This window comes from Bacillus sp. FSL R5-0397, from assembly GCF_038593395.1.
GTDB lineage: Bacteria > Bacillota > Bacilli > Bacillales > Bacillaceae > Bacillus > Bacillus altitudinis.
On sequence record NZ_CP151992.1, the window covers coordinates 1,459,954 to 1,480,809 of the forward strand.

General features: G+C 40.5%; 19 protein-coding genes. All 19 read left to right on the forward strand.

Annotated elements, in window-relative coordinates; genetic code table 11:
• The first annotated feature begins 35 nt into the window (after positions 1-35).
• The 19 genes from murG to NSQ70_RS07480 all read left to right on the forward strand — a co-directional run bounded on the left by murG (position 36) and on the right by NSQ70_RS07480 (position 20,829).
• Complete coding sequence (gene murG / locus NSQ70_RS07390; protein ID WP_342502528.1) at positions 36-1,130, forward strand: undecaprenyldiphospho-muramoylpentapeptide beta-N-acetylglucosaminyltransferase; 1,095 nt, start codon at positions 36-38, stop codon at positions 1,128-1,130.
• A gap of 30 nt (positions 1,131-1,160) precedes the next feature.
• Positions 1,161-2,072, forward strand: a complete 912-nt coding sequence (murB, locus tag NSQ70_RS07395) for a UDP-N-acetylmuramate dehydrogenase (RefSeq protein WP_024720310.1) — start codon at positions 1,161-1,163, stop codon at positions 2,070-2,072.
• 136 nt (positions 2,073-2,208) lie between these two features.
• The gene (locus NSQ70_RS07400; protein ID WP_039166792.1) at positions 2,209-2,988 is read left to right on the forward strand and encodes a cell division protein FtsQ/DivIB; all 780 of its coding nucleotides are present in this window, start codon (positions 2,209-2,211) and stop codon (positions 2,986-2,988) included.
• Positions 2,985-3,674, forward strand: a complete 690-nt coding sequence (locus tag NSQ70_RS07405) for a DUF881 domain-containing protein (RefSeq protein WP_007499760.1) — start codon at positions 2,985-2,987, stop codon at positions 3,672-3,674. The genes NSQ70_RS07400 and NSQ70_RS07405 overlap by 4 nt, the downstream gene beginning before the upstream one ends.
• A 20-nt stretch (positions 3,675-3,694) precedes the next feature.
• A complete protein-coding gene (locus NSQ70_RS07410; RefSeq protein ID WP_342502529.1) occupies positions 3,695-4,420 on the forward strand; it encodes a DUF881 domain-containing protein in 726 nt (241 codons plus the stop codon).
• Positions 4,420-4,788 (forward strand): small basic family protein, encoded by a 369-nt coding sequence (locus NSQ70_RS07415; protein WP_003210988.1) that lies wholly within the window; start codon positions 4,420-4,422, stop codon positions 4,786-4,788. The genes NSQ70_RS07410 and NSQ70_RS07415 overlap by 1 nt, the downstream gene beginning before the upstream one ends.
• A 159-nt stretch (positions 4,789-4,947) precedes the next feature.
• Positions 4,948-6,270, forward strand: coding sequence for a cell division protein FtsA (ftsA, locus tag NSQ70_RS07420; RefSeq protein ID WP_007499754.1), 1,323 nt, complete (start codon positions 4,948-4,950; stop codon positions 6,268-6,270).
• Positions 6,271-6,303: 33 nt separating this feature from the next.
• Positions 6,304-7,449: a cell division protein FtsZ gene (ftsZ, locus tag NSQ70_RS07425; protein WP_242731977.1), complete on the forward strand. Its 1,146-nt coding sequence runs from the start codon at positions 6,304-6,306 to the stop codon at positions 7,447-7,449.
• Between the two features lie 305 nt (positions 7,450-7,754).
• Positions 7,755-12,068, forward strand: coding sequence for a S8 family serine peptidase (locus tag NSQ70_RS07430; RefSeq protein WP_342502585.1), 4,314 nt, complete (start codon positions 7,755-7,757; stop codon positions 12,066-12,068).
• Positions 12,069-12,317: 249 nt separating this feature from the next.
• A complete protein-coding gene (spoIIGA, locus tag NSQ70_RS07435; RefSeq protein ID WP_017367198.1) occupies positions 12,318-13,247 on the forward strand; it encodes a sigma-E processing peptidase SpoIIGA in 930 nt (309 codons plus the stop codon).
• Positions 13,248-13,306: 59 nt separating this feature from the next.
• Positions 13,307-14,026, forward strand: coding sequence for an RNA polymerase sporulation sigma factor SigE (gene sigE, locus NSQ70_RS07440; protein ID WP_007499746.1), 720 nt, complete (start codon positions 13,307-13,309; stop codon positions 14,024-14,026).
• 143 nt (positions 14,027-14,169) lie between these two features.
• Positions 14,170-14,949: an RNA polymerase sporulation sigma factor SigG gene (gene sigG, locus NSQ70_RS07445; RefSeq protein ID WP_003211879.1), complete on the forward strand. Its 780-nt coding sequence runs from the start codon at positions 14,170-14,172 to the stop codon at positions 14,947-14,949.
• A 150-nt stretch (positions 14,950-15,099) separates the two neighbouring features.
• A complete protein-coding gene (locus NSQ70_RS07450) occupies positions 15,100-16,038 on the forward strand; it encodes a sugar-binding transcriptional regulator (RefSeq protein ID WP_024720314.1) in 939 nt (312 codons plus the stop codon).
• A 243-nt stretch (positions 16,039-16,281) separates the two neighbouring features.
• The gene (locus NSQ70_RS07455; RefSeq protein WP_342502530.1) at positions 16,282-17,526 is read left to right on the forward strand and encodes an SAF domain-containing protein; all 1,245 of its coding nucleotides are present in this window, start codon (positions 16,282-16,284) and stop codon (positions 17,524-17,526) included.
• Between the two features lie 12 nt (positions 17,527-17,538).
• Positions 17,539-17,970: a transcriptional regulator GutM gene (locus NSQ70_RS07460; RefSeq protein ID WP_008354650.1), complete on the forward strand. Its 432-nt coding sequence runs from the start codon at positions 17,539-17,541 to the stop codon at positions 17,968-17,970.
• A gap of 17 nt (positions 17,971-17,987) precedes the next feature.
• Positions 17,988-18,518, forward strand: coding sequence for a PTS glucitol/sorbitol transporter subunit IIC (locus tag NSQ70_RS07465; protein ID WP_003210918.1), 531 nt, complete (start codon positions 17,988-17,990; stop codon positions 18,516-18,518).
• Between the two features lie 13 nt (positions 18,519-18,531).
• Positions 18,532-19,542 (forward strand): PTS glucitol/sorbitol transporter subunit IIB, encoded by a 1,011-nt coding sequence (locus tag NSQ70_RS07470; protein WP_024720315.1) that lies wholly within the window; start codon positions 18,532-18,534, stop codon positions 19,540-19,542.
• 26 nt (positions 19,543-19,568) lie between these two features.
• Complete coding sequence (locus NSQ70_RS07475; protein WP_007499733.1) at positions 19,569-19,925, forward strand: PTS glucitol/sorbitol transporter subunit IIA; 357 nt, start codon at positions 19,569-19,571, stop codon at positions 19,923-19,925.
• A 127-nt stretch (positions 19,926-20,052) separates the two neighbouring features.
• A complete protein-coding gene (locus NSQ70_RS07480; RefSeq protein WP_342502531.1) occupies positions 20,053-20,829 on the forward strand; it encodes an ABC transporter ATP-binding protein in 777 nt (258 codons plus the stop codon).
• Positions 20,830-20,856: the final 27 nt, after the last annotated feature.

A 20,856-nucleotide genomic window follows, 5' to 3' on the forward strand; every position in this document is an offset into this window, starting at 1 on the left:
TTCAGAGCAGAAAAAAATTGAGGGGAAATGGTATAATGCGTATAGTTATTAGTGGAGGCGGAACAGGCGGGCATATTTATCCTGCTCTAGCTTTTATTAAAGAAGTGAAAAGACTGCATCCTGATGTGGAATTTTTATATATTGGCACTGAGAATGGGCTTGAAAAGAAAATTGTAGAAAGAGAAAATATCCCTTTTAAATCAATTGAAATTTCAGGTTTTAAAAGAAAGCTTTCCTTTCATAATGTAAAAACAGTGATGAGGTTTCTAAAGGGCGTCCAAAAAAGTAAATCTTATTTAAAAGAATTTAAGCCGGATGCTGTTATTGGAACAGGTGGTTATGTGTGTGGTCCAGTTGTTTATGCTGCGTCTAAGCTAAAAATCCCAACGATCATTCACGAACAAAATAGCCTGCCAGGCATCACAAATAAGTTTCTGGCACGGTATGTGAATAAAGTAGCCATCTGTTTTGAAGAAGCAAAGGAACACTTTCCTTCAGAAAAGGTTGTTTTTACGGGAAACCCAAGAGCCTCTGAAGTCGTCTCTATTAAAGAGGGAAAATCTCTTAAAGAGTTTGGGCTGGATGAGAAGAAAAAAACGGTTCTCATTTTTGGCGGGAGCAGAGGTGCAGCTCCAATCAATCGAGCAGTGATTGACATGCAAGATGAATTAAAGGCAAAGAACTATCAGCTTTTATATATTACAGGTGAGGTTCATTATGAAAAAGTGCTGAACGAATTAAAAGAAAAAGGTGAAGCACCGAATATGATCACAAAGTCTTTCTTGCATCAAATGCCGGAGTATTTAAAATCAATTGATGTCATTGTTGCAAGAGCGGGAGCCACAACGATTGCTGAAGTGACGGCACTTGGAATTCCGACCATCTTCATTCCAAGTCCATACGTGACCGCAAATCATCAGGAAATTAACGCTAGATCACTTGAAAAACATGATGCTGCGATCGTTTTAAGAGAATCAGAGCTTTCTGGAGATCGCTTGCTTCATGCAATTGATGAAATTGCTGGTAATGACGAGAAACTACATCAAATGAGCCGTTTAACAAAAGAACTTGGAGTACCAGATGCGGCCACACGTTTATATAATGTGTTAAAAGAAATTACGACTTCATGATGAATGATATGAGGTAAGGCGGAGGGTAATATGGAGAACTTGAAGAATGAATTATTAGAAGCGCAAGTTGGTAAAGTACTTGAAAATGAACCGCTTGCAAATCATACGACAATGAAAATAGGCGGACCGGCCGATCTATTAGTCATCCCTAAAGATATCGATGCTGTCAAAACAATTATGGATCAGGTAAAAAAACATGATACTCAATGGACGGTCATTGGGAGAGGATCCAATTTACTTGTCCTTGATAAAGGAATTCGCGGGGTCGTTTTAAAGCTGGGCGCTGGGCTTGATCACTTAACTGTCAATGATGAAGAGATTACAGTTGGTGGAGGCTATTCAGTTGTAAGACTCGCGACGTCTCTTAGTAAGCAGGGGCTGTCAGGATTGGAATTCGCAGCTGGTATTCCAGGATCTATTGGTGGCGCTGTTTATATGAACGCAGGGGCACATGGATCTGATATCAGCAAGATTCTTGTGAAAGCGAGAGTCTTATTTGAAGATGGAACGATCGAGTGGTTAACTAATGAGCAAATGAATTTTAGCTATCGAACTTCTGTGCTTCAAAAGGAACGCCCTGGAATTGTTCTCGAAGCAGTGTTCAAGCTTAAACAGGACGAACGTGAGAAAATCACAAAGAAAATGCAGCAAAATAAAGATTATCGCAAGGAAACACAACCGTATAATAAACCATGCGCCGGCAGTATTTTCCGAAATCCATTACCTGAATATGCAGGACAGCTTGTAGAAAAGGCGAATTTAAAAGGATATCAGATTGGCGGCGCTAGAATTTCTGATATGCACGGAAACTTTATTGTCAACGCTGGTGGGGCGAAGGCTCAAGATGTACTCGACTTAATTCAGTACATTCAAAAGAAAATCAAAGATGACTACAATGTAGAGATGCATACAGAAGTAGAAATTATTGGTGAAGCAAATTAAAGGCTACTACTTATGAATGATGGTATCACAGGAAAACAAACGGCATTTTTTCATGCCGTTTGTTTTCTAATCAATATGAGATAAAGAATGATCCAAAGGTGCGGACAAGCAGCTTTGAATGAGGTGAAGAGTATATATGCGGCCTGATCATGAAAATGAAAAGATCGTCAATATAGAAGAGCGAATCCCTAAAATTAAAGAACAAAGGAAGCAGAAAGCGAATCGGAGATTAATCTCTTTTATTCTGCTGTTTTTTATCATGGTTTTAATTATTGTCTATTTGCAAACACCAATCAGTAAAATTTCTTCTTTAACCATTACTGGTAATGAACATGTACCAACAAAACAGCTCGTTAAACTTTCGCAAATTAAAGAAGGCGAGACAGAGTTTTGGAATTTAAATAAAGATATAACAGCAGACCATATAAAGCAAAATAAATTGATTAAAAGTGTCAGTATCAAAAAACATTTCCCTAATAAGGTCAGTATTGCTGTCAAAGAGTATGCAAATATTGCGTATCTGCAAAAGGGACATTTTTATTATGAGCTTCTTGAAAACGGGACGGCTTTGCCAGATGAAGTAACACCAAGTCACGCAGGACCTATTTTTGTCGATTGGGACAATAAAGAGAAATTGAAGCAAACAGTGAAAGCTCTGAATCAACTGCCGGCTTCTATTCAGGAACTAATCTCAGAAGTATATTACGTACCGACTAGCTCCAATCAGTGGCTCGTTAAATTTTATATGAATGATGGAAACACCGTTATTGCATCAATTAAAACATTCGCAGATAAAATGACGACGTACCCTGCCATTGTCAAAGAGCTTTCGTCCTCTGAGAAAGGTACGATTCATATGGAAGTAGCTACGTATTTTGAAGCTTTTAAATCTAAGAAAAAGGAAGATGAACGTTGAGAGGCAAAACCGTCATATTCTCAATTGTAATGCTTGTTCTTGGATTTCTGATTTCTTTTTCATACCAATATACGAAGCAGCATCGAGCAGATGTCAATCGAACAGAACAATGGAAAAAAGAATATTCTTTGAAAAGTCAGCTAACAAAGCAAGAAAAGGCGAATCAAAAACTTGAAAAAGAACTTTATCGTCTTCAATCAAAGGTCCAAGAAACAGAGTTTGGTTTGAAAAATGAAAAAGAGCAGTATTTTAATGTTTTAGAAGATGTTGAGAAATACAGAATGTTTACAGGAGAAATAGGTGTAAAAGGGAAAGGGGTAAAAGTATCTCTTGAAGATGCATCTTATATCCCGAGTGGACAAAATGTCAATAATTACATTGTGCATGAGAGCCACATTTTCCATGTGATAAACGAACTATTTATATCAGGTGCATCTGCTGTAGCTATAAACGGACAAAGAATCACACACCAATCATACATACATTGTAATGGTCCAGTCGTCACGGTTGATGGTGTTCAACATCCAGCACCATTTGTCATTTCTGCTATTGGAGATCCAGCTGTTTTAATTCCTGCATTAAACATTGCAGGCGGGGTGGTTGATCAGCTGACAAGTGATCATATTTCCATGACGATTGAAAAGAAGGATATTCGTATGAATCCTCTTCTAAGAAACAAAGATTAAATGTGAAAAGGTGAGTGGTGTTGAGGAAAAAGAAGCCATTACTTAGTTTGACAGTCCTGATGGTCATATTTGGCATCATGGTCTCCATCCAGTTTAACTCTCTACAAAAGCCTAAAGTTCGCGATACTCGAGACGTTTGGGAATTAAGAGAGGATTTATCTGCATCTAAAAGTAAAGAACTGGATTTATTGAAAGAAATTGATAAATATGATGAAATGCTAAAAAAGTATGGCAACCAAGAAGATCAATCAAAAGAAGCACAATTAACAAAAACGTTGAAGGATTTGAAAGAAAAGGCTGGTTTTACAGAGGTAACGGGTGAAGGAGTTGAAATAGAAATTACTCAGCTTTTTTCTAAGGAACTTACCGGAGAAGAAGTCAAAAATATACCACCTGATCTTCTGAAAAAATTAATCAACGAAGCCAATATGTTTGGGGCAAAACATATTTCCATTAATGAACACCGGGTGATTAACACCAGTGTTATTCGAGATATTAATGGTACGACGAAAATGGATGGTTACAGCATAGATGGTGATACAGTCACGATTGAGATGGTCAGTGAGCAGGCCGATAAATTATACAGCCGTTTAAATGTATCAGATATTGGTGATTTGTTTGCTCAGGAAAATTTCAGTTTGAGTATTAGACCGCCGAAGAAAAAAATTCATTTAAAAGCATTTGACGGTACAATTCAATTAAATGAATTGAAGCCTCTTGACGATGTAAAGGAGGGAAAATCTTAATGTGGCTTCCTGTACTTGGTTTAATCATAGGAGTTGCGATCGGTTTCTTAACGAATTTTACGATACCGAATGAGTATTCTAACTATCTTTCCCTCGCTGTACTTGCTGCGCTTGATACATTGATTGGTGGAATCAGAGCACATCTGCAAGGGGCATACGATGAACTAGTGTTTGTATCAGGTTTCTTCTTTAATATTATACTCGCAATAAGTTTAGCTTTTCTGGGCGTCCATCTTGGTGTAGACTTGTATTTAGTCGGAATGTTTGCATTCGGTGTTAGATTGTTTCAAAATATCGCCGTTATTCGAAGAATTCTACTAACAAAATGGACAATTTCTAGAGAAAAAAAGAAAAAAAGTGAGTCATAAAAAAGGATATACATATGATGTAACGAATATTTTCAGTAATCCTAATAAAAAATGTTGATTTTTTAAGTTTTGTTACACACTTGTAAAAACACATTCATTGTATTGTTGTTCAGCAAATAATAGAATAGAAAGTATTGATATGTGAGGAGGTGCCATAGAATGAACAACAATGAAATTTACGTCAGCCTTGACATCGGTACATCCAATATAAAAGTCATCGTCGGAGAAATGGCGGATGATTCGCTTAACATTATAGGTGTTGGAAATGTCCCTTCAGAGGGGTTAAAAAAAGGATCGATTGTTGATATAGATGAAACAGTTCATTCTATTAGACAAGCATTTGAACAGGCTGAGAGAATGGTAGGTTTTCCTTTACAAAAGGCGATAGTCGGAATTAACGGAAACCACATTCATATTCAGAATACGAGCGGCGTGGTCGCAGTGTCTAGTGAAAATAAAGAAATACATGCTGAAGATGTGAGACGTGTCTTGGATGCTGCACAGGTAGTATCTATTCCGCAAGAACATCTCGTAGTAGACGTAATTCCGAGACAATTTATCGTCGACGGAAGAGATGAGATCACAGATCCGAAAAAAATGCTAGGTGTACGGCTAGAAGTGGATGGATCGTTAATCACAGGTTCTAAAACGATTCTACATAACTGGCTCCGATGTGTAGAGCGGGCTGGTATTGAAATTATGGATATTTGCTTGCAGCCACTCGCATCGGGTTCAGCGGCGTTATCGAAAGATGAAAAAAATCTAGGGGTAGCTCTTGTCGATATTGGCGGCGGCTCTACTACGATATCCGTATTTGAAAACGGGCATCTCTATTCTACTCACAGTATCCCATTGGGCGGAGAGAACATTACAAAAGATTTGTCTATAGGACTTAGAACTTCCACTGAAGAAGCTGAACGAATCAAAAAGCAATTTGGGCATGCATTCTATGATGAGGCATCGTCTGAGGAGACATTTGAAGTTTCCGTCATCGGTACGGACCAAAAACAGACGTATACACAACTTGAAGCAGCCAATATCATTGAAGCACGATTGGAAGAGATTCTGCTTTTTGTGGCAGAGGAATTACGCAATATGGGTGTCCATGATTTGCCTGGCGGATTCGTTCTAACAGGTGGACAGGCAGCTATACCAGGTATCCTTTCTCTGGCACAAACGGTCTTACAAAACAATGTAAGAATCGCAAGTCCTAATTATATTGGGGTCAGGGAACCTCAATATATGACAGGAGTGGGCCTGATCCATTTTGCTTATCGCAATGCAAAGATTCAGGGCAGACAGGTTGGATTCCAAATGCCGGATGAAGCATTTCATGAAGTAGGCGCGTCCATGGAGCCGGTTTCTTCTACACCACAAGTAAAAGAAGCTCAGCCAAGACCGAAAGTGAAACAAAAAGCGCAACAAGAGACAAATAAAAAACCGGGCAAAATGAAAAAACTATTTAATATGTTCTGGGAATAGAACTAGATTTTCGACGGATTAGGAGGATTCAGCATGTTGGAGTTTGAAACAAATATAGACGGCCTAGCATCAATTAAAGTAATCGGTGTAGGTGGCGGCGGAAATAACGCTGTCAACCGAATGATTGAAAATGACGTACAGGGTGTCGATTTTATTGCAGTGAATACAGATGCACAGGCGTTAAACTTATCAAAAGCAGAAACAAAAATGCAAATCGGTGCTAAGCTGACAAGAGGGCTTGGAGCAGGTGCGAATCCTGAAGTCGGTAAAAAAGCTGCTGAAGAAAGCAAAGAACAAATTGAAGAAGTCCTAAAAGGCGCTGACATGGTCTTTGTGACAGCCGGTATGGGCGGTGGAACTGGTACGGGTGCTGCACCTGTCATTGCGAAAATCGCAAAAGATTCTGGAGCCTTGACAGTTGGAGTTGTGACTCGTCCTTTCACATTTGAAGGAAGAAAGCGTCAGCTTCAAGCAGTTGAAGGGATTGCTTCTATGAAAGAAGCAGTTGATACGTTAATCGTGATTCCAAACGATCGCCTGCTTGAAATTGTCGATAAAAACACGCCAATGCTTGAAGCATTCCGTGCAGCAGATAACGTGTTAAGACAAGGTGTTCAAGGGATCTCAGATCTCATTGCAACACCAGGTTTAATTAACCTTGACTTTGCTGATGTGAAAACGATCATGTCTAACAAAGGTTCAGCTCTTATGGGAATTGGTGTCGCAACAGGCGAAAACCGTGCTGCTGAAGCAGCGAAAAAAGCCATTTCTTCACCACTTCTTGAAACAGCGATTGATGGAGCGCAAGGTGTTATCATGAATATTACTGGTGGTACGAACCTCAGTCTTTATGAGGTACAAGAAGCAGCGGATATTGTTGCATCAGCCTCTGATGAAGATGTCAACATGATCTTTGGATCTGTCATTAATGATAACTTGAAGGATGAAATTGTGGTCACAGTCATCGCAACCGGTTTTATTGAGCAAGAGCCGGAAGTGACAAAACCTCAAAGAAATCCATTAGGACAAGGATTAAAGCAAAATCAATCCATTCCACCAAAGCGTGAAGTAAAACGTGAGGAACATCAACAAACATCATCACAACCAAGACAAAATGCACAGTCAAGTGATGATACATTGGATATCCCAACGTTCTTACGTAACCGCAACAAACGATAAGCAAGCACGATTCAACCCCTTCCTTTGGAAGGGGTTTTTTATGTCTGCATGGTGAGAAGATCCTGAGCTTGATTGATATAAAAGTCTTGTTTCCGCATGTTATTTGGAACTATTGTATGTGTTTTGGCTTGAGTCTTTTAAGTCAAAAGAATCATTTTTCATTTCCTTTACAAAAAACGACAAAATGTTGAACTTTATTTGACTACATTAATGAGAACACCATGAAACTTGTCATGATCAAAAAGAAGGGGGAGGGGCAGGATACACACTGTTTGACCATTTGAGGAGGAGGGATTTTATTGAAAGTGAAGTTTCGCAAAACCGCCGTCTATCGTTTCATGAGTCTTTTGGTGATTGGTACTTTAACGATGACAAGCTTTGGGATGGTTCAAGCAAAATCGACTTCTACCTCATATCAGGAGGAAGCCGTTTCCTCTAAGACAACAAAAGCCAAGATTTCTTCGAGATTAAAGAAGCAGTTTCAAAAGGAAGATAAGGTGACCTTCTTAGTCAAAATGAAGGAACAAACGAATGTACAAAAAGTAGCAAAAGAAGCTGTATCAAAAGCAAAAAAACAAAAATTAACTGCGGCTAAAACGCAGTACACAAAAAGATCATCCGTTGTATCTGAGCTGAGAGCAACATCTGATGAAACGCAGCAAGCGCTCCTAGCGTATTTACAAAAGGAAAAAAAGAATAAGCAAGTGAAAGATATTCATTCCTACTATATTGTGAATGGTCTAGCTGTGACGGCAACAAAAGAAGTGATGGAAAAGATTGCTTCTTTTCCAGAAGTAGCTCAAGTGCTGCCGAATGAAACACGTCAACTTCATCGTCCTGTTGATTTGAAGCATGCTAAGCCAAACAAACAAATCAAAGCAGTAGATGGGGTCGAATGGAATATTGCTCAGGTGCATGCACCAGAAGCGTGGGATTTAGGCTATGACGGGACCGGAACCGTTGTGGCAAGTATTGATACAGGTGTCGAATGGGATCATCCTGCGCTAAAAGAAAAATACCGCGGGTTTGATCCTGCTCGTCCGAACGAACCATCTCATGAACTGAATTGGTATGATGCCACGACAGGCTCTGAAGTCCCTTATGATGACTTGGAGCACGGGACCCATGTGACAGGCACAATGGTTGGTTCTGAGCCAGATGGAAAGAATCAAATTGGGGTCGCACCGGGAGCAGAATGGATTGCAGTGAAAGCTTTTTCAGAAGATGGCGGTACAGATGCTGATCTGTTAGATGCCGGTGAGTGGGTTTTAGCACCGAAAGATCAAAACGGAAATCCTCACCCAGAAAAGGCACCTGATGTTGTGAATAATTCGTGGGGCGGTGGCCCAGGTCTTGATGATTGGTATAAAGATGTAGTGAATGCTTGGAGAGCAGCAGACATCTTTCCAGAATTTTCAGCCGGTAATACCGATTTATTCAATCCAGGTGGCGCGGGTTCGATTGCAAATCCCGCTAACTATCAAGAAGCCTTTGCTACAGGCGCAACAGATCATGACAACAAGTTAGGGTCTTTCTCCCTTCAGGGTCCTTCTCCATATGGCGTAATGAAACCAGATATTGCTGCTCCGGGAGTAAACATTCGTTCTTCGATCCCGGGAAAAGGATATGAGGATGGGTGGAATGGTACATCGATGGCAGGTCCGCATGTCTCAGCTGTTGTTCTTCTTCTTCGCCAAGTGCAATCAGACCTTTCTGTTGATGAAATTCAGCAAATTCTCATTGAGACAGCGAAACCACTGACAGATCAGCAATTTCCTGAATCCCCTAACAACGGCTATGGGGCAGGGTTAGTTGATGCAAGAGAGGCGATTACGGCTTTAACCAATGGAATCGGTACGATTGAAGGCCAGGTGACAAAAGAGGGAGAAGATACAGAACCACCTGTTTTTTCACATAAAGGTCCGAATGAAATTTTTGCTGCAACGCCAACCCCATTGACCATCACTGCAGAAGATGGGATAGCAGTGACAAATGTTTCTTTGACTTACCGAGTAGATCAAGGTGAATGGGAGACGTTGCAAGCCAACCGCACGGATGGAAATCATTTGAAAGGAAACTATACGGTGCAGCTCCCTGAACTTGAGGGGGAAAACGTGACGTACCGATGGATTGTGAAAGATTTTGGAGAAAATGAAGCGGCATCAGATTCTTATACACTTCCAATTAAAACATCCATCACCACTGGCTACTCACAAGATTTTGAAGCATGGCCAAGTGGATGGTTCAGTGGTGGAACAAAAGATCCGTGGCAGTGGGGAAAACCGTCCACAGGTCCAAAACAAGCATTTAGCGGGGAACATGTCTATGCCACCAATTTAGACAGTCCTTATGAAAATAAAACGGACGCCAATTTGTCTATGCCGCTCATTGCTGTACCAGATTCAGGTTCTTCCTACCTGCAATATCAATACTGGCATGATCTCGAAGCCAATTATGATTATGTGCATGTCTATGTACAGCCAGAGGGTGAAGACGCCGTTCAAGTGACAGCTTATACGGGGAAAACAAATGCGTGGACAGCAGGCGAAGTTGATTTATCTGCTTATAAAGGTCAAAAAGTGAGAGTCCTGTTTCAGATAAGAACAGATGGCAGTGTCACAAAAGATGGCTTTTATTTAGATGATGTGAAAATCACAGATGAGGCTTTGTCTCAACAAGCTAAGAACCAGCTAGGTGTGATCAAAAAAGAAAAATCCACAAGCCAGAATAAGAAATCAGTTGATCCAAAAAAGGCAAAGCCTGCTAAAGTAAAAAATAAACATGTACACATTCAAAAGCAAAACAGTCATGATGCTCCATCTATTCAAGCTCTTCCAATGAAAGCGCAAATCAGTGTTCTAGAAAGCGGAAAATCAACTTCCACCGATGAAGCGACAGGGAAATATCAGCTGTCTCAAGGAGCAGGAGAATGGACAGTGAAAGCGGAAGCTTACGGCTTTGAATCACGGTCCCAAAAAGTCAAAGTGGCATCAAAAGAAACAGCAGAAGCGAATTTCTCCTTACAGCCGCTAGAGAAACGAACGATCTCCGGCACGGTCGTCAATGAAACAACTGGTGAAAAGGTGAAGAATGCAACTGTTTATCTTGTGGAGGACGCAAAAATTGAGCCGGTGAAAACAGATGAATCCGGTGAATTTTCTCTAGAGGCATTAAGCGGTGTCTATACAGTCAAAATTTTTGCAAAGGGGTTTAAAGGCTATACGTTTACAGCGGATGTGACGGAAAAGCCACTTGAAAAGTCAGTGAAACTTGAGCCTTTTATCGGTTTTCCGGGAGAGATTGGCTACGATGATGGAACGGCTGAAAATGCACGGGCTTTCTACGATCCTGGCAATGGCTGGGCTGTGAAGTTTTCATTAGAAAAAGGAAAGAAACAAGCACAAGTCACAGGTGGTCTTTTCCGGTTTTGGACATCAGAATGGCCAGCTCCTGGAGGCGATGAATTTGCTGTTGAAGTATATGATGCTTCTGGGAAGGGTGGCGCACCAGGTGAGAAAATCGCAGGACCTTTAAAAGCAAATGCACTGCGTAATGGTGAATGGACAAAAGTAGATTTAGAAGATCAAGCCATTACAGTAGATGGTGATTTCTATCTTGTTTATATTCAAACGAAAAAGAATACCGAATCGCCGGGACTTGCCACAGATGAAGATGGCCCTAATGCTGAAAGAAGCTGGCAGCTGACGAGCGGTGCTTTTTCTCCTTCTCCGAAAGAAGAGGGGAATTATATGATTCGTGCGCTCGTAAACTATGAAGCAGATGTACCAGAAATCACTTCTCCAAAGGAAGGAACCATTACAAATCAAGGTGAATTGACGATTGAAGGCACAGCCTCTCCGGGTCTCGATGTGGCCATTTATCAGAATGATGAAGAGGTGGCCAACGTCAAATCAGATGAGTCGGGTACTTTCAAAGAAAATGTATCTGTTCCAAGTGGAGAGCATGTCTTCACGGCGGCGACTGTAACGGATAAAGGCTCAACAAAACATTCCAAGCCAGTCAAGGTGATCATCGATCAAACAGCACCGACGTTGACCATTGATACACCGAAAAAAGGCGACAAGTCTAATAGAGAATCACTCACGGTGGAAGGGAAAGTAGCGGATGATTATCTAGATCAAGTCACAGTCAATGGAAAAAAAGCGACTGTAAAGGATGGGGCATATTCTGCAAGGGTGCTGCTTGAGAACGGGAAAAATACAATCAAAGTGACAGCAAAAGATGCAGCTGGAAACAAAACGACTAAAAAGGTCGACATCGATGTTCAATATGATGCACCTGTCATTTCTGAATTAACGCCAAAAGATAATATGAATCTATCATCAGGTGAATCGGTTAAGATTTCATTTAAAAGCAGGGAAAAGCTAGATGCCACCTTTGTTCTTCATATGCCGCTGACAAATGCTAGATCAAAACTTCAAAACACAACCGAACTGCCGATTCGTGAAGTAGCACCGGGAACGTATGAAGGCTACTGGACGGCGACATCTATTGCAAAAGCAAAAGGTGCAGTGATTGAAGTCATTGTCAAAGATGATTATGGAAATGTCACAAGACAGAAGGCAGAAGGAACACTCACCATCAATGAGAAAGAATGACAGCGAAAAAGACACGACTCTTCGGAGCGTGTCTTTTTTTGTGCAATGGGTAGAGGAGACACTTGTCCAACAAATCATTCGGATGTTCTTTCTGTCTCATACGTCGACAAAAACGATAACAATCCACCAAAAGTTCTCTATCATCCCCTACAAGAATTGACAGACTTCCATCCGATGACTGTTTTATACTGGTACAAACAAGTGCAAGTACTGCTTTTGATTCTTTGTTTCAGATGAAAGGAGCAGAAGGTGGTCATTTATTTAGATGTCATTTGGCTGTTAAACTTTTGTTTTGATCTATTGCTGCTCTTACTCACGGCATTTATTCTCAAACGACAAGTGAAAAAAAGGCGATATATGTTAGGAGCTCTCATTGGATCGAGCATTGTTCTCTTGCTCTTTACGCCATTTGCAATGATTGTGTCGCACCCTTTAGGCAAACTGCTTTTTTCTGTCTTGATCGTGCTTGGAACCTTTGGCTTTCAAAGATTTCGTTCCTTTTTTCAAAACCTGTTTGCTTTTTACTTTGTCACATTTTTGATGGGAGGGGGCATGATCGGGGTTCATTCGTTTTTGCAGACAAATACAGTCATTCAAGATGGACTGCTTATTTCACAAAATGATGGATTTGGTGATCCCATTAGCTGGCTTTTTGTTCTCACTGGCTTTCCGGCCATTTGGCTGTTTTCAAAGAAACGATTAGGAGAGGTTGGTGCGAAAAAAAGACAATATGACGAACAAGTACTTGTGGAGATACACATTCAAGGAGAAACGATCCGCTTAAATGGTCTAGTCGATTCTGGAAATCAGCTGTATGATCCATTGACGAAAACACCTGTCATGATCGTCCAGCTCGATCAGCTCACATCTATTTTCGGAGAGCCATTTATAGAAAAAATGAAACAGTTTCATCCTGTTGAAGTGATGCAAAAGCTCGATGACCATTTTCCGCTGCTCGATCGTTTAAGACTCGTTCCGTATCGCGCAGTCGGTCATGATCACGGGTTTCTACTATGCTTTAAACCAGATACGGTCGTCCTTTATACAAAAACGCATATGATCCAGCCAGCGAAGTGTTTTGTTGGGATGAGTCTAAGTGGATTATCAGCAGATCAGGAATTTCAATCCATCATTCATCCAGAGATGTTAGACGGAAAAATGATACAAGGGGTGTCGTAGTTTTTTTGTGATGTCTTTTATCTTACGAAGTCAACTGGACATTTAGAAGGGAGAAGAAGATGAAAAAATTAAAATTTAAACTCACTTACTACTGGTATAAACTCCTCATGAAGCTAGGGCTAAAGAGTGATGAGATTTATTATATTGGTGGAAGTGAGGCACTGCCTCCGCCGTTATCAAAGGATGAAGAACAAGAATTGCTCGTTAAATTACCTAAAGGGGATCAAACAGCAAGAGCCATTTTGATCGAAAGAAACTTGCGATTGGTCGTTTATATCGCAAGAAAATTTGAAAACACAGGCATTAACATTGAGGATTTGATTAGTATCGGAACGATAGGCCTCATAAAGGCAGTAAATACGTTTAATCCAGAAAAAAAGATCAAACTGGCCACATATGCGTCTAGATGTATTGAAAATGAGATTTTGATGTATTTGCGCCGAAATAATAAAATCCGTTCAGAAGTATCCTTTGATGAACCGCTTAACATCGACTGGGACGGAAATGAATTGCTTTTATCAGATGTGCTTGGGACAGATGATGATATTATCACCCGGGATATTGAAGCAAATGTCGATAAAAAATTACTGAAAAAAGCGTTAGAACAATTAAACGATCGTGAAAAACAGATCATGGAACTGAGGTTCGGTTTAGTTGGCGGTGAAGAAAAAACCCAAAAAGATGTTGCCGACATGCTTGGTATTTCTCAGTCCTATATTTCAAGGCTCGAAAAAAGAATTATTAAACGATTGCAAAAAGAATTTAATAAGATGGTCTAAAAAAATTTTTTTGAAAGCTTTATCCCTGCACTGTCAAAGGGATCACCATTTTTTCACATCTTTCTCGTCGTAGACCGTGCATATTTTTCCATCCCACGGAGATACTGAACTTTGTACAACAGCTCCTGTAGGGAGGGAAAAAAGTGTCCAGAAATAAAGTGGAAATCTGCGGAGTCGACACCTCCAAACTGCCTGTTCTGAAAAACGACGAGATGAGAAAATTATTCAGACAGCTGCAAGATGAAGGTGATGATACAGCAAGAGAAAAGCTAGTCAATGGCAATTTGCGGTTGGTTTTAAGTGTGATTCAGCGTTTTAACAACAGAGGCGAGTATGTTGATGATCTCTTCCAAGTAGGCTGTATCGGATTAATGAAATCAATTGATAATTTTGATTTAAGCCACAATGTCAGATTTTCAACTTATGCGGTCCCTATGATCATAGGAGAAATCCGTCGATACTTGCGCGATAACAACCCCATCCGGGTGTCTCGTTCACTAAGAGATATTGCCTATAAGGCGCTTCAAGTCCGTGAGAGACTGATTAGTGAGACAAGCAAGGAACCAACGGCAGAAGACATTGCCAAAGTGTTAGAAGTCCCTCATGAGGAAATTGTTTTTGCCCTAGATGCCATTCAAGATCCTGTTTCTTTGTTTGAACCGATTTATAATGACGGAGGAGATCCGATTTATGTGATGGATCAAATTAGTGATGAACGGAACAAAGATACACAATGGGTAGAAGAATTGGCCTTAAAAGAGGGAATGCGCAGATTGAATGATCGAGAAAAAATGATTCTTCGCAAACGCTTCTTCCAAGGCAAAACACAAATGGAAGTGGCAGAAGAAATCGGCATTTCTCAAGCACAAGTATCAAGGCTTGAAAAAGCAGCAATCAAACAAATGAATAAAAATATTTTTTAAAGCCGCCGCTAATGTGCGGCTTTTTTCATTCTTTTTAGAGAACCCATCTGTAGTATTGACTCTGTTATTTTTTTCATTTAATCTGTTTTTAACAAATGTTATTTAAAATATCATTTGTGAGGGAATAGAGAAGCGGAAAGAAGGGTTATTATGACATTCCATGATGAAAGAAGGCTGCTCATTAAGGTTGCGCATATGTACTATGAAGAAGGCGCCACTCAATCTAAAATTGCAGAAGCTGTTGGGGTTAGCCGTTCGCTCATATCGAAATATTTGGCAAAAGCACGTGAAGCAGGAATCGTGGAAATCATTATTCATGATGAAGTAAATCAACAATATGGTTCGTTAGAAAGAAAAATAGAGCGAAAATACGGGTTGCGAGAAGTCGTGTGTGTGGAATCTCTCAGTCAAGAAACAACAAAAAGTCGAATAGGAGCTGCGGCTGCGGGCTTTTTATTAAAAGTCATGAAGGATGGACAAGTCATCGGTTTTTCATCAGGGACAACCTTGCATGAAATGGCGAAAGCGCTTACGTCTGTTCAGCATTTTCCGTCTGTAACATTTGTTCCGCTAGTCGGAGGCGTCGGAAATGAAGATGTTGATATTCATGCCAACTATATTATTGGAAGATGCTCAGAAGCACTCAAATCCAAATGTGAGTTTTTACATGTGCCTGTCATGCTTGATACGAAAGAAGCGAAAGATGTACTCATTAGACAGCCGTCGATCAAAAAAGTCATTGAATTAGGAGAATCATCAAATATCGCAGTCGTAGGAATAGGCGGGGTTCCTCAACATTCAACGATGGTGAAATCCTATATGACAAGTGGTGAGGAAGATATCCTGCAAGCGAAAGATGTCGCGGGTGACATTTGTTATAACTTTATTGATCATAAAGGTGAAGTGTATCCGCATCCGTGGAACGACCGGGTGATGGGGATCAGTCCTCTAAAACTGAAAGAGATCCCTCTTGTGATTGGTGTCGCTGGAGGAGAAGAAAAAATTGAAGCGATCAGGGCAGCGTTAGAAGGTGGATTAATTCATGTGTTAATTACAGATGAACAAACCGGAGATGCCCTATTAAAGTAACTACCTAAGCCGATTAGGTAGTTTTTTTGAGTCTTTAGACTCAAAAAGATTGAGAATTTTATCGATTTTATCTTGACACAAAGTTGACACATCATATAAACTAAGTTCATAACAAATGATAAATAAAATAACAAATGTTACAAGAGACAGATTTTTGTTAATTTTTATAACATTTGTTAAAAGTTTCAGATTATTTTTCTAGCAATCTATTGTGAAGCAAGAAAACCTGAAAGGATGATTTAGATGTCAATTTATCAACAATTGTTAGCACGAGAACGCAGCGGAGATCCAATCAAAGTTGGGATTATCGGGGCAGGCCAAATGGGGTTTGGACTCATTTCACAAATTTCTAAAATTCCAGGCATGATTGTTGCAGGTGTTTGTGATATTCATCTTAGTGCAGCTGAGAAAGCAGCGAATTTTTACAAGCAACATGCGAAACCACATCAAATGGTCGTCACAAATGATTACAGAGAAGTGATTCAATCAGATACTGTGGAAGTCGTTGTGGATGCAACAGGTGTTCCAGAGGTCGGAGCAAACATTTCTTTGGAAGCGCTTAATTCAAAAAAACATCTTGTTCTTTTAAATGTAGAAGTCGATATTACGATCGGCTTGGTCATGCATAAATTATTCACGAATGCAGGACTTGTTTACTCTGGATCAGCTGGAGATGAACCAGCAGCAACGCTAGAACTATACGAATTTGCAAAAACAATGGGGCTTGAAGTATTGGTTGCTGGGAAAGGTAAGAACAACCCATTCTTCCCAGAAGCAAACCCAGATACGTGTAAAGCTGAAGCAGATAGTAAACATATGAGTGCCCACATGCTAGCAGCATTCCAAGACGGAACAAAAACGATGGCAGAAATGAACCTATTAAGTAATGCAACAGGACTTTTGCCTGATAAAGTCGGCATGCATGGAGTAGAAGCGAATTTAGAAAATGTAGCAGATAAATTAAATCAAAAACAGCAGGGCGGCGTACTGGATAACTTCGGAGTCGTTGAATATGTAAACGGACTGGCACCAGGTGTCTTTGTCATCGTCAAGAGTGATCTTGAGCCAGTAGATGAAGAACTTCGCTACTTAAAAGTTGGAAAAGGTCCTCACTACACACTGTATCGTCCTTTCCACTTAGCAAGTCTTGAAACACCAGTGACGATCGCAAAAGCAGTCTTACAACACGATTCTTCAATCCATCCAATTGGTGTACCAGTATCAGAAACTGTCGCTGTGGCGAAAAGAGATATTAAAGCAGGAGAAACACTTGATGGTATTGGCGGATACTCCGTAAGAGGTGTACTTGAAACACATCAAGACATGAAAGCGAACGGCCACATCCCAATTGGCTTAATCAGCGGAAAAGTGGTAGCGAAAAAAGATATCAAATTGGGGCAATTCCTATCTCATGATGATGTAGAACTTGATGCAAGCACAACGGTCTGGAAGCTGCGTTCATTACAAGATCACTTATTTCAATCATAAGGACGTGAGGCTATGGAAAAATTAGCAATCGTACTTTGTATCATTCTGATTGTGCAGTATGGTTTATCGTTTATTCAAATCAAGTACTACCGCAAGAGCATGGATTCACTGATTGACGACTATAAAGGGAAACAAGGCTATCACTTGTTTTCAGGAATGGAGCGGCGCAAATTTGGTCCTGGAGCCATTGCGCTCATCATTGTCGATGAATCATACATCATTCAAAAGTGTCATGTGCTGGGTGGCGTCTCGATTTTGTCTAAATTTAAGGAACTGCCTTCCTATGAAGGAAAACATGTGGGGGCTGTGCTTGATGAGCATCACATGATGAAACAAACATTGAAAAAGCGCAAAAGGGGACCAGCTGTCATGCAAGCACTCTCCATGGCAGCGGAGCAGGCGCTTGTCTCGATTTCTAAAAAAAATATAACAAATGTGAACTAAGAAAGGGGAGATGAAACATGGAATGGATTCAATGGTTTGGAGAGCACTTTATCGGGATGTTTGAAGCCGGCGGAAAGCAGTTCATGGGTCTTGTGACAGGTATCGTTCCAACGCTTGTTGTGTTACTTACTTTCACTTATGCTGTCATGAAGTTTATTGGAGAAGAGCGAGTGAATAGAGCGATTCAGTTTGCAGCGAAATATACCATTTTGCGCTATACGTTAATGCCGATCTTATCCGTTCTTATTTTGACAAACCCAATGGCTTATACGTTTGGCCGCTTCTTACCTGAAAAACAAAAACCAGCATTCTATGATTCAGCTGTTTCATTTGTTCATCCGGTGACATCGCTGTTCCCGTATGCCAACGCAGGAGAACTGTTTGTCTACTTAGGAATTGCGAACGGGATTAAAGAAGCTGGATACTCTATGTCAGAGCTGGCTGTTCGTTACTTCTTAGTCGGGATCGTTGTCATTTTACTTCGCGGAATCATTACGGAATGGATCACAAAGTACTTAGCAGGAAAAATGAAAGCGAATTCACAATAGGGGAGGGTTAGACATGACAAACCACAAAGTATTTGTTGCAAAAGGTGCTGGCGGATGGGGAAAAGGATTAGAGCTTGAACCAACCGGTAAAAGAAGAAAGGTCGTTTCCATTACAGGAGGAGGCATTCACCCAGTTGCACGAAAAATTGCAGAAATGACAGGGACAGAAGCATGTGATGGCTTTAAAAATTCTATACCAGAAGATGAAATGATGTGTGTTGTCATTGACTGCGGAGGAACAGCGCGAATCGGACTTTATCCAATGAAACGCATTCCAACTGTCGATGTGCTGGCATCCTCTCCTTCTGGACCGCTTGCAAAACACATTACAGAGGATATCTTCGTATCAGGTGTCACAGAAAAAGATATTTCCTTTGCTGAAGCATCTGATAGTGAAGGGAATGTAGAAGGTCAAGAAAGCAGCGGCCCAATTGACAAAGAGAATTTCAAAGAAACCTATTCAAAACTGAAAGAGGAAAATATCGAACGTCAAGAAAAAGGGAATTTCCTCATGAGATTCTCAAGAGGAATCGGAAAAGTAACCGGCACATTCTATCAAGCTGGTCGTGATTCTGTTGATATGCTCCTTAAAAACATTATTCCATTCATGGCCTTTGTCAGTATGTTAATTGGAATTATCAATTATACAAAAATCGGTGATCTGATTGCCCATTTCCTTTCACCTTTGGCAGGATCTTTATGGGGGCTCTTACTGCTCGTTGTTGTCTGTACCTTACCGTTCCTGTCGCCTGTCTTAGGACCTGGGGCAGTCATCGCACAAGTCATCGGTGTACTGATTGGTAGTCAAATTGCACTAGGAAACATTCCGCCTCAATTTGCTCTTCCAGCACTGTTTGCGATCAACGGTCAAGTAGGGTGTGACTTTATCCCGGTTGGGCTATCACTTGGTGAAGCGAAGCCGGAAACGGTACAATATGGGGTACCAGCTGTTTTGTATAGCCGTCTCATTACAGGCGTTCTATCTGTTGTGATCGCATACGTTGCCAGCTTCGGTATGTATTAAACGTATTAAAGGAGGAATCGAGATACATGGTAACACAATCTGTCGTAAAAGAAATTGGGATCTTAGTCCCGCAGTTTAAAGAAGATAAGCTGATTGTTTTATTTGGACCAGCAGCGCCGCAGGAATTAAGAGATATGTCTGTCATTCATGAGTTTGAACACTTAGAAGAAGAGCCGCTAAAATTAGGCGGAACGATTCAAGTGGGCGACCAAACTTATACCATTACTGCTTTAGGCAATAAAGCAAATGACAACTTTAAGGAACTCGGCCATATTTCGATCTACTTCCAAGAGCCGTTTGATGATGTATTACCGGGAGCTGTCTTTGCATCCCCGCATACGTTTCCTGATATTAAAGAAGGCGTACGAATTGAAATTTCGTAACCATGGAAAAAGTTGTTCCTTATAGGGAGCAGCTTTTTTGCGTTAGGTTTACTGATTGAAACATTTGCGATATGCTGTAGACGTTATTATTTGTATATTCAGAATTTTTATTCAGGGGGAAAAGATCGTGTCGCTTGACTTGAAGGATGTTTCTTTAAAACGAAATGGAAAATGGCTGCTTCGTTCTATTGACTGGCAGGTGAAAAACCAGGAACACTGGGTGCTTTATGGTTTAAATGGTGCTGGGAAAACGGCTTTATTAAATATGCTTTGCTCATATTATTTTCCAACGTCAGGTGAGATGACGGTGTTAGGCCATGTGTTTGGCAAGGAAGCGCTTGGTGAAATACTAAGGAAGAAAATTGGTCTCATCTCTGCTGGTCTTGAAAAGAAGCTGCACAGAGATGACAATGCATTTGAAATTGTTTTGAGCGGGGCATTTGCTTCCATCGGACTGTATGAAACACCGACAGATGAGATAAGAGAGAAGGCGATTGATTTATTAAAAACATTTGGCTCGTTTCAATATGCCAATCGCACGTATGAAACCCTCTCGCAAGGAGAGAAACAAAAAGTGCTCATCGCAAGAGCTTTAATGAATGATCCGAAGCTCCTAATATTAGATGAACCTGTGACGGGTCTTGATTTTTTAGCAAGAGAACAGGTGCTAGAGACGATCTCATTGATTGCATCAAAACCAAATGCGCCCACATTGCTCTATACAACCCACCATGCAGAAGAGATTCTCCCGATTTTTCAGCACACTTTATTATTAAAAGAAGGTACTGTTTTTCATAAAGGGGAGACAAAGCAGATGATGACAAGTGACTTGCTTTCTTCCTTTTTTGAATGTCCAGTCGAAGTCATGTGGCAAAACGGCCGTCCTCACTTAAGTAAATTGTAGATAAGAGAAACTATTGGTCTGCTTCCC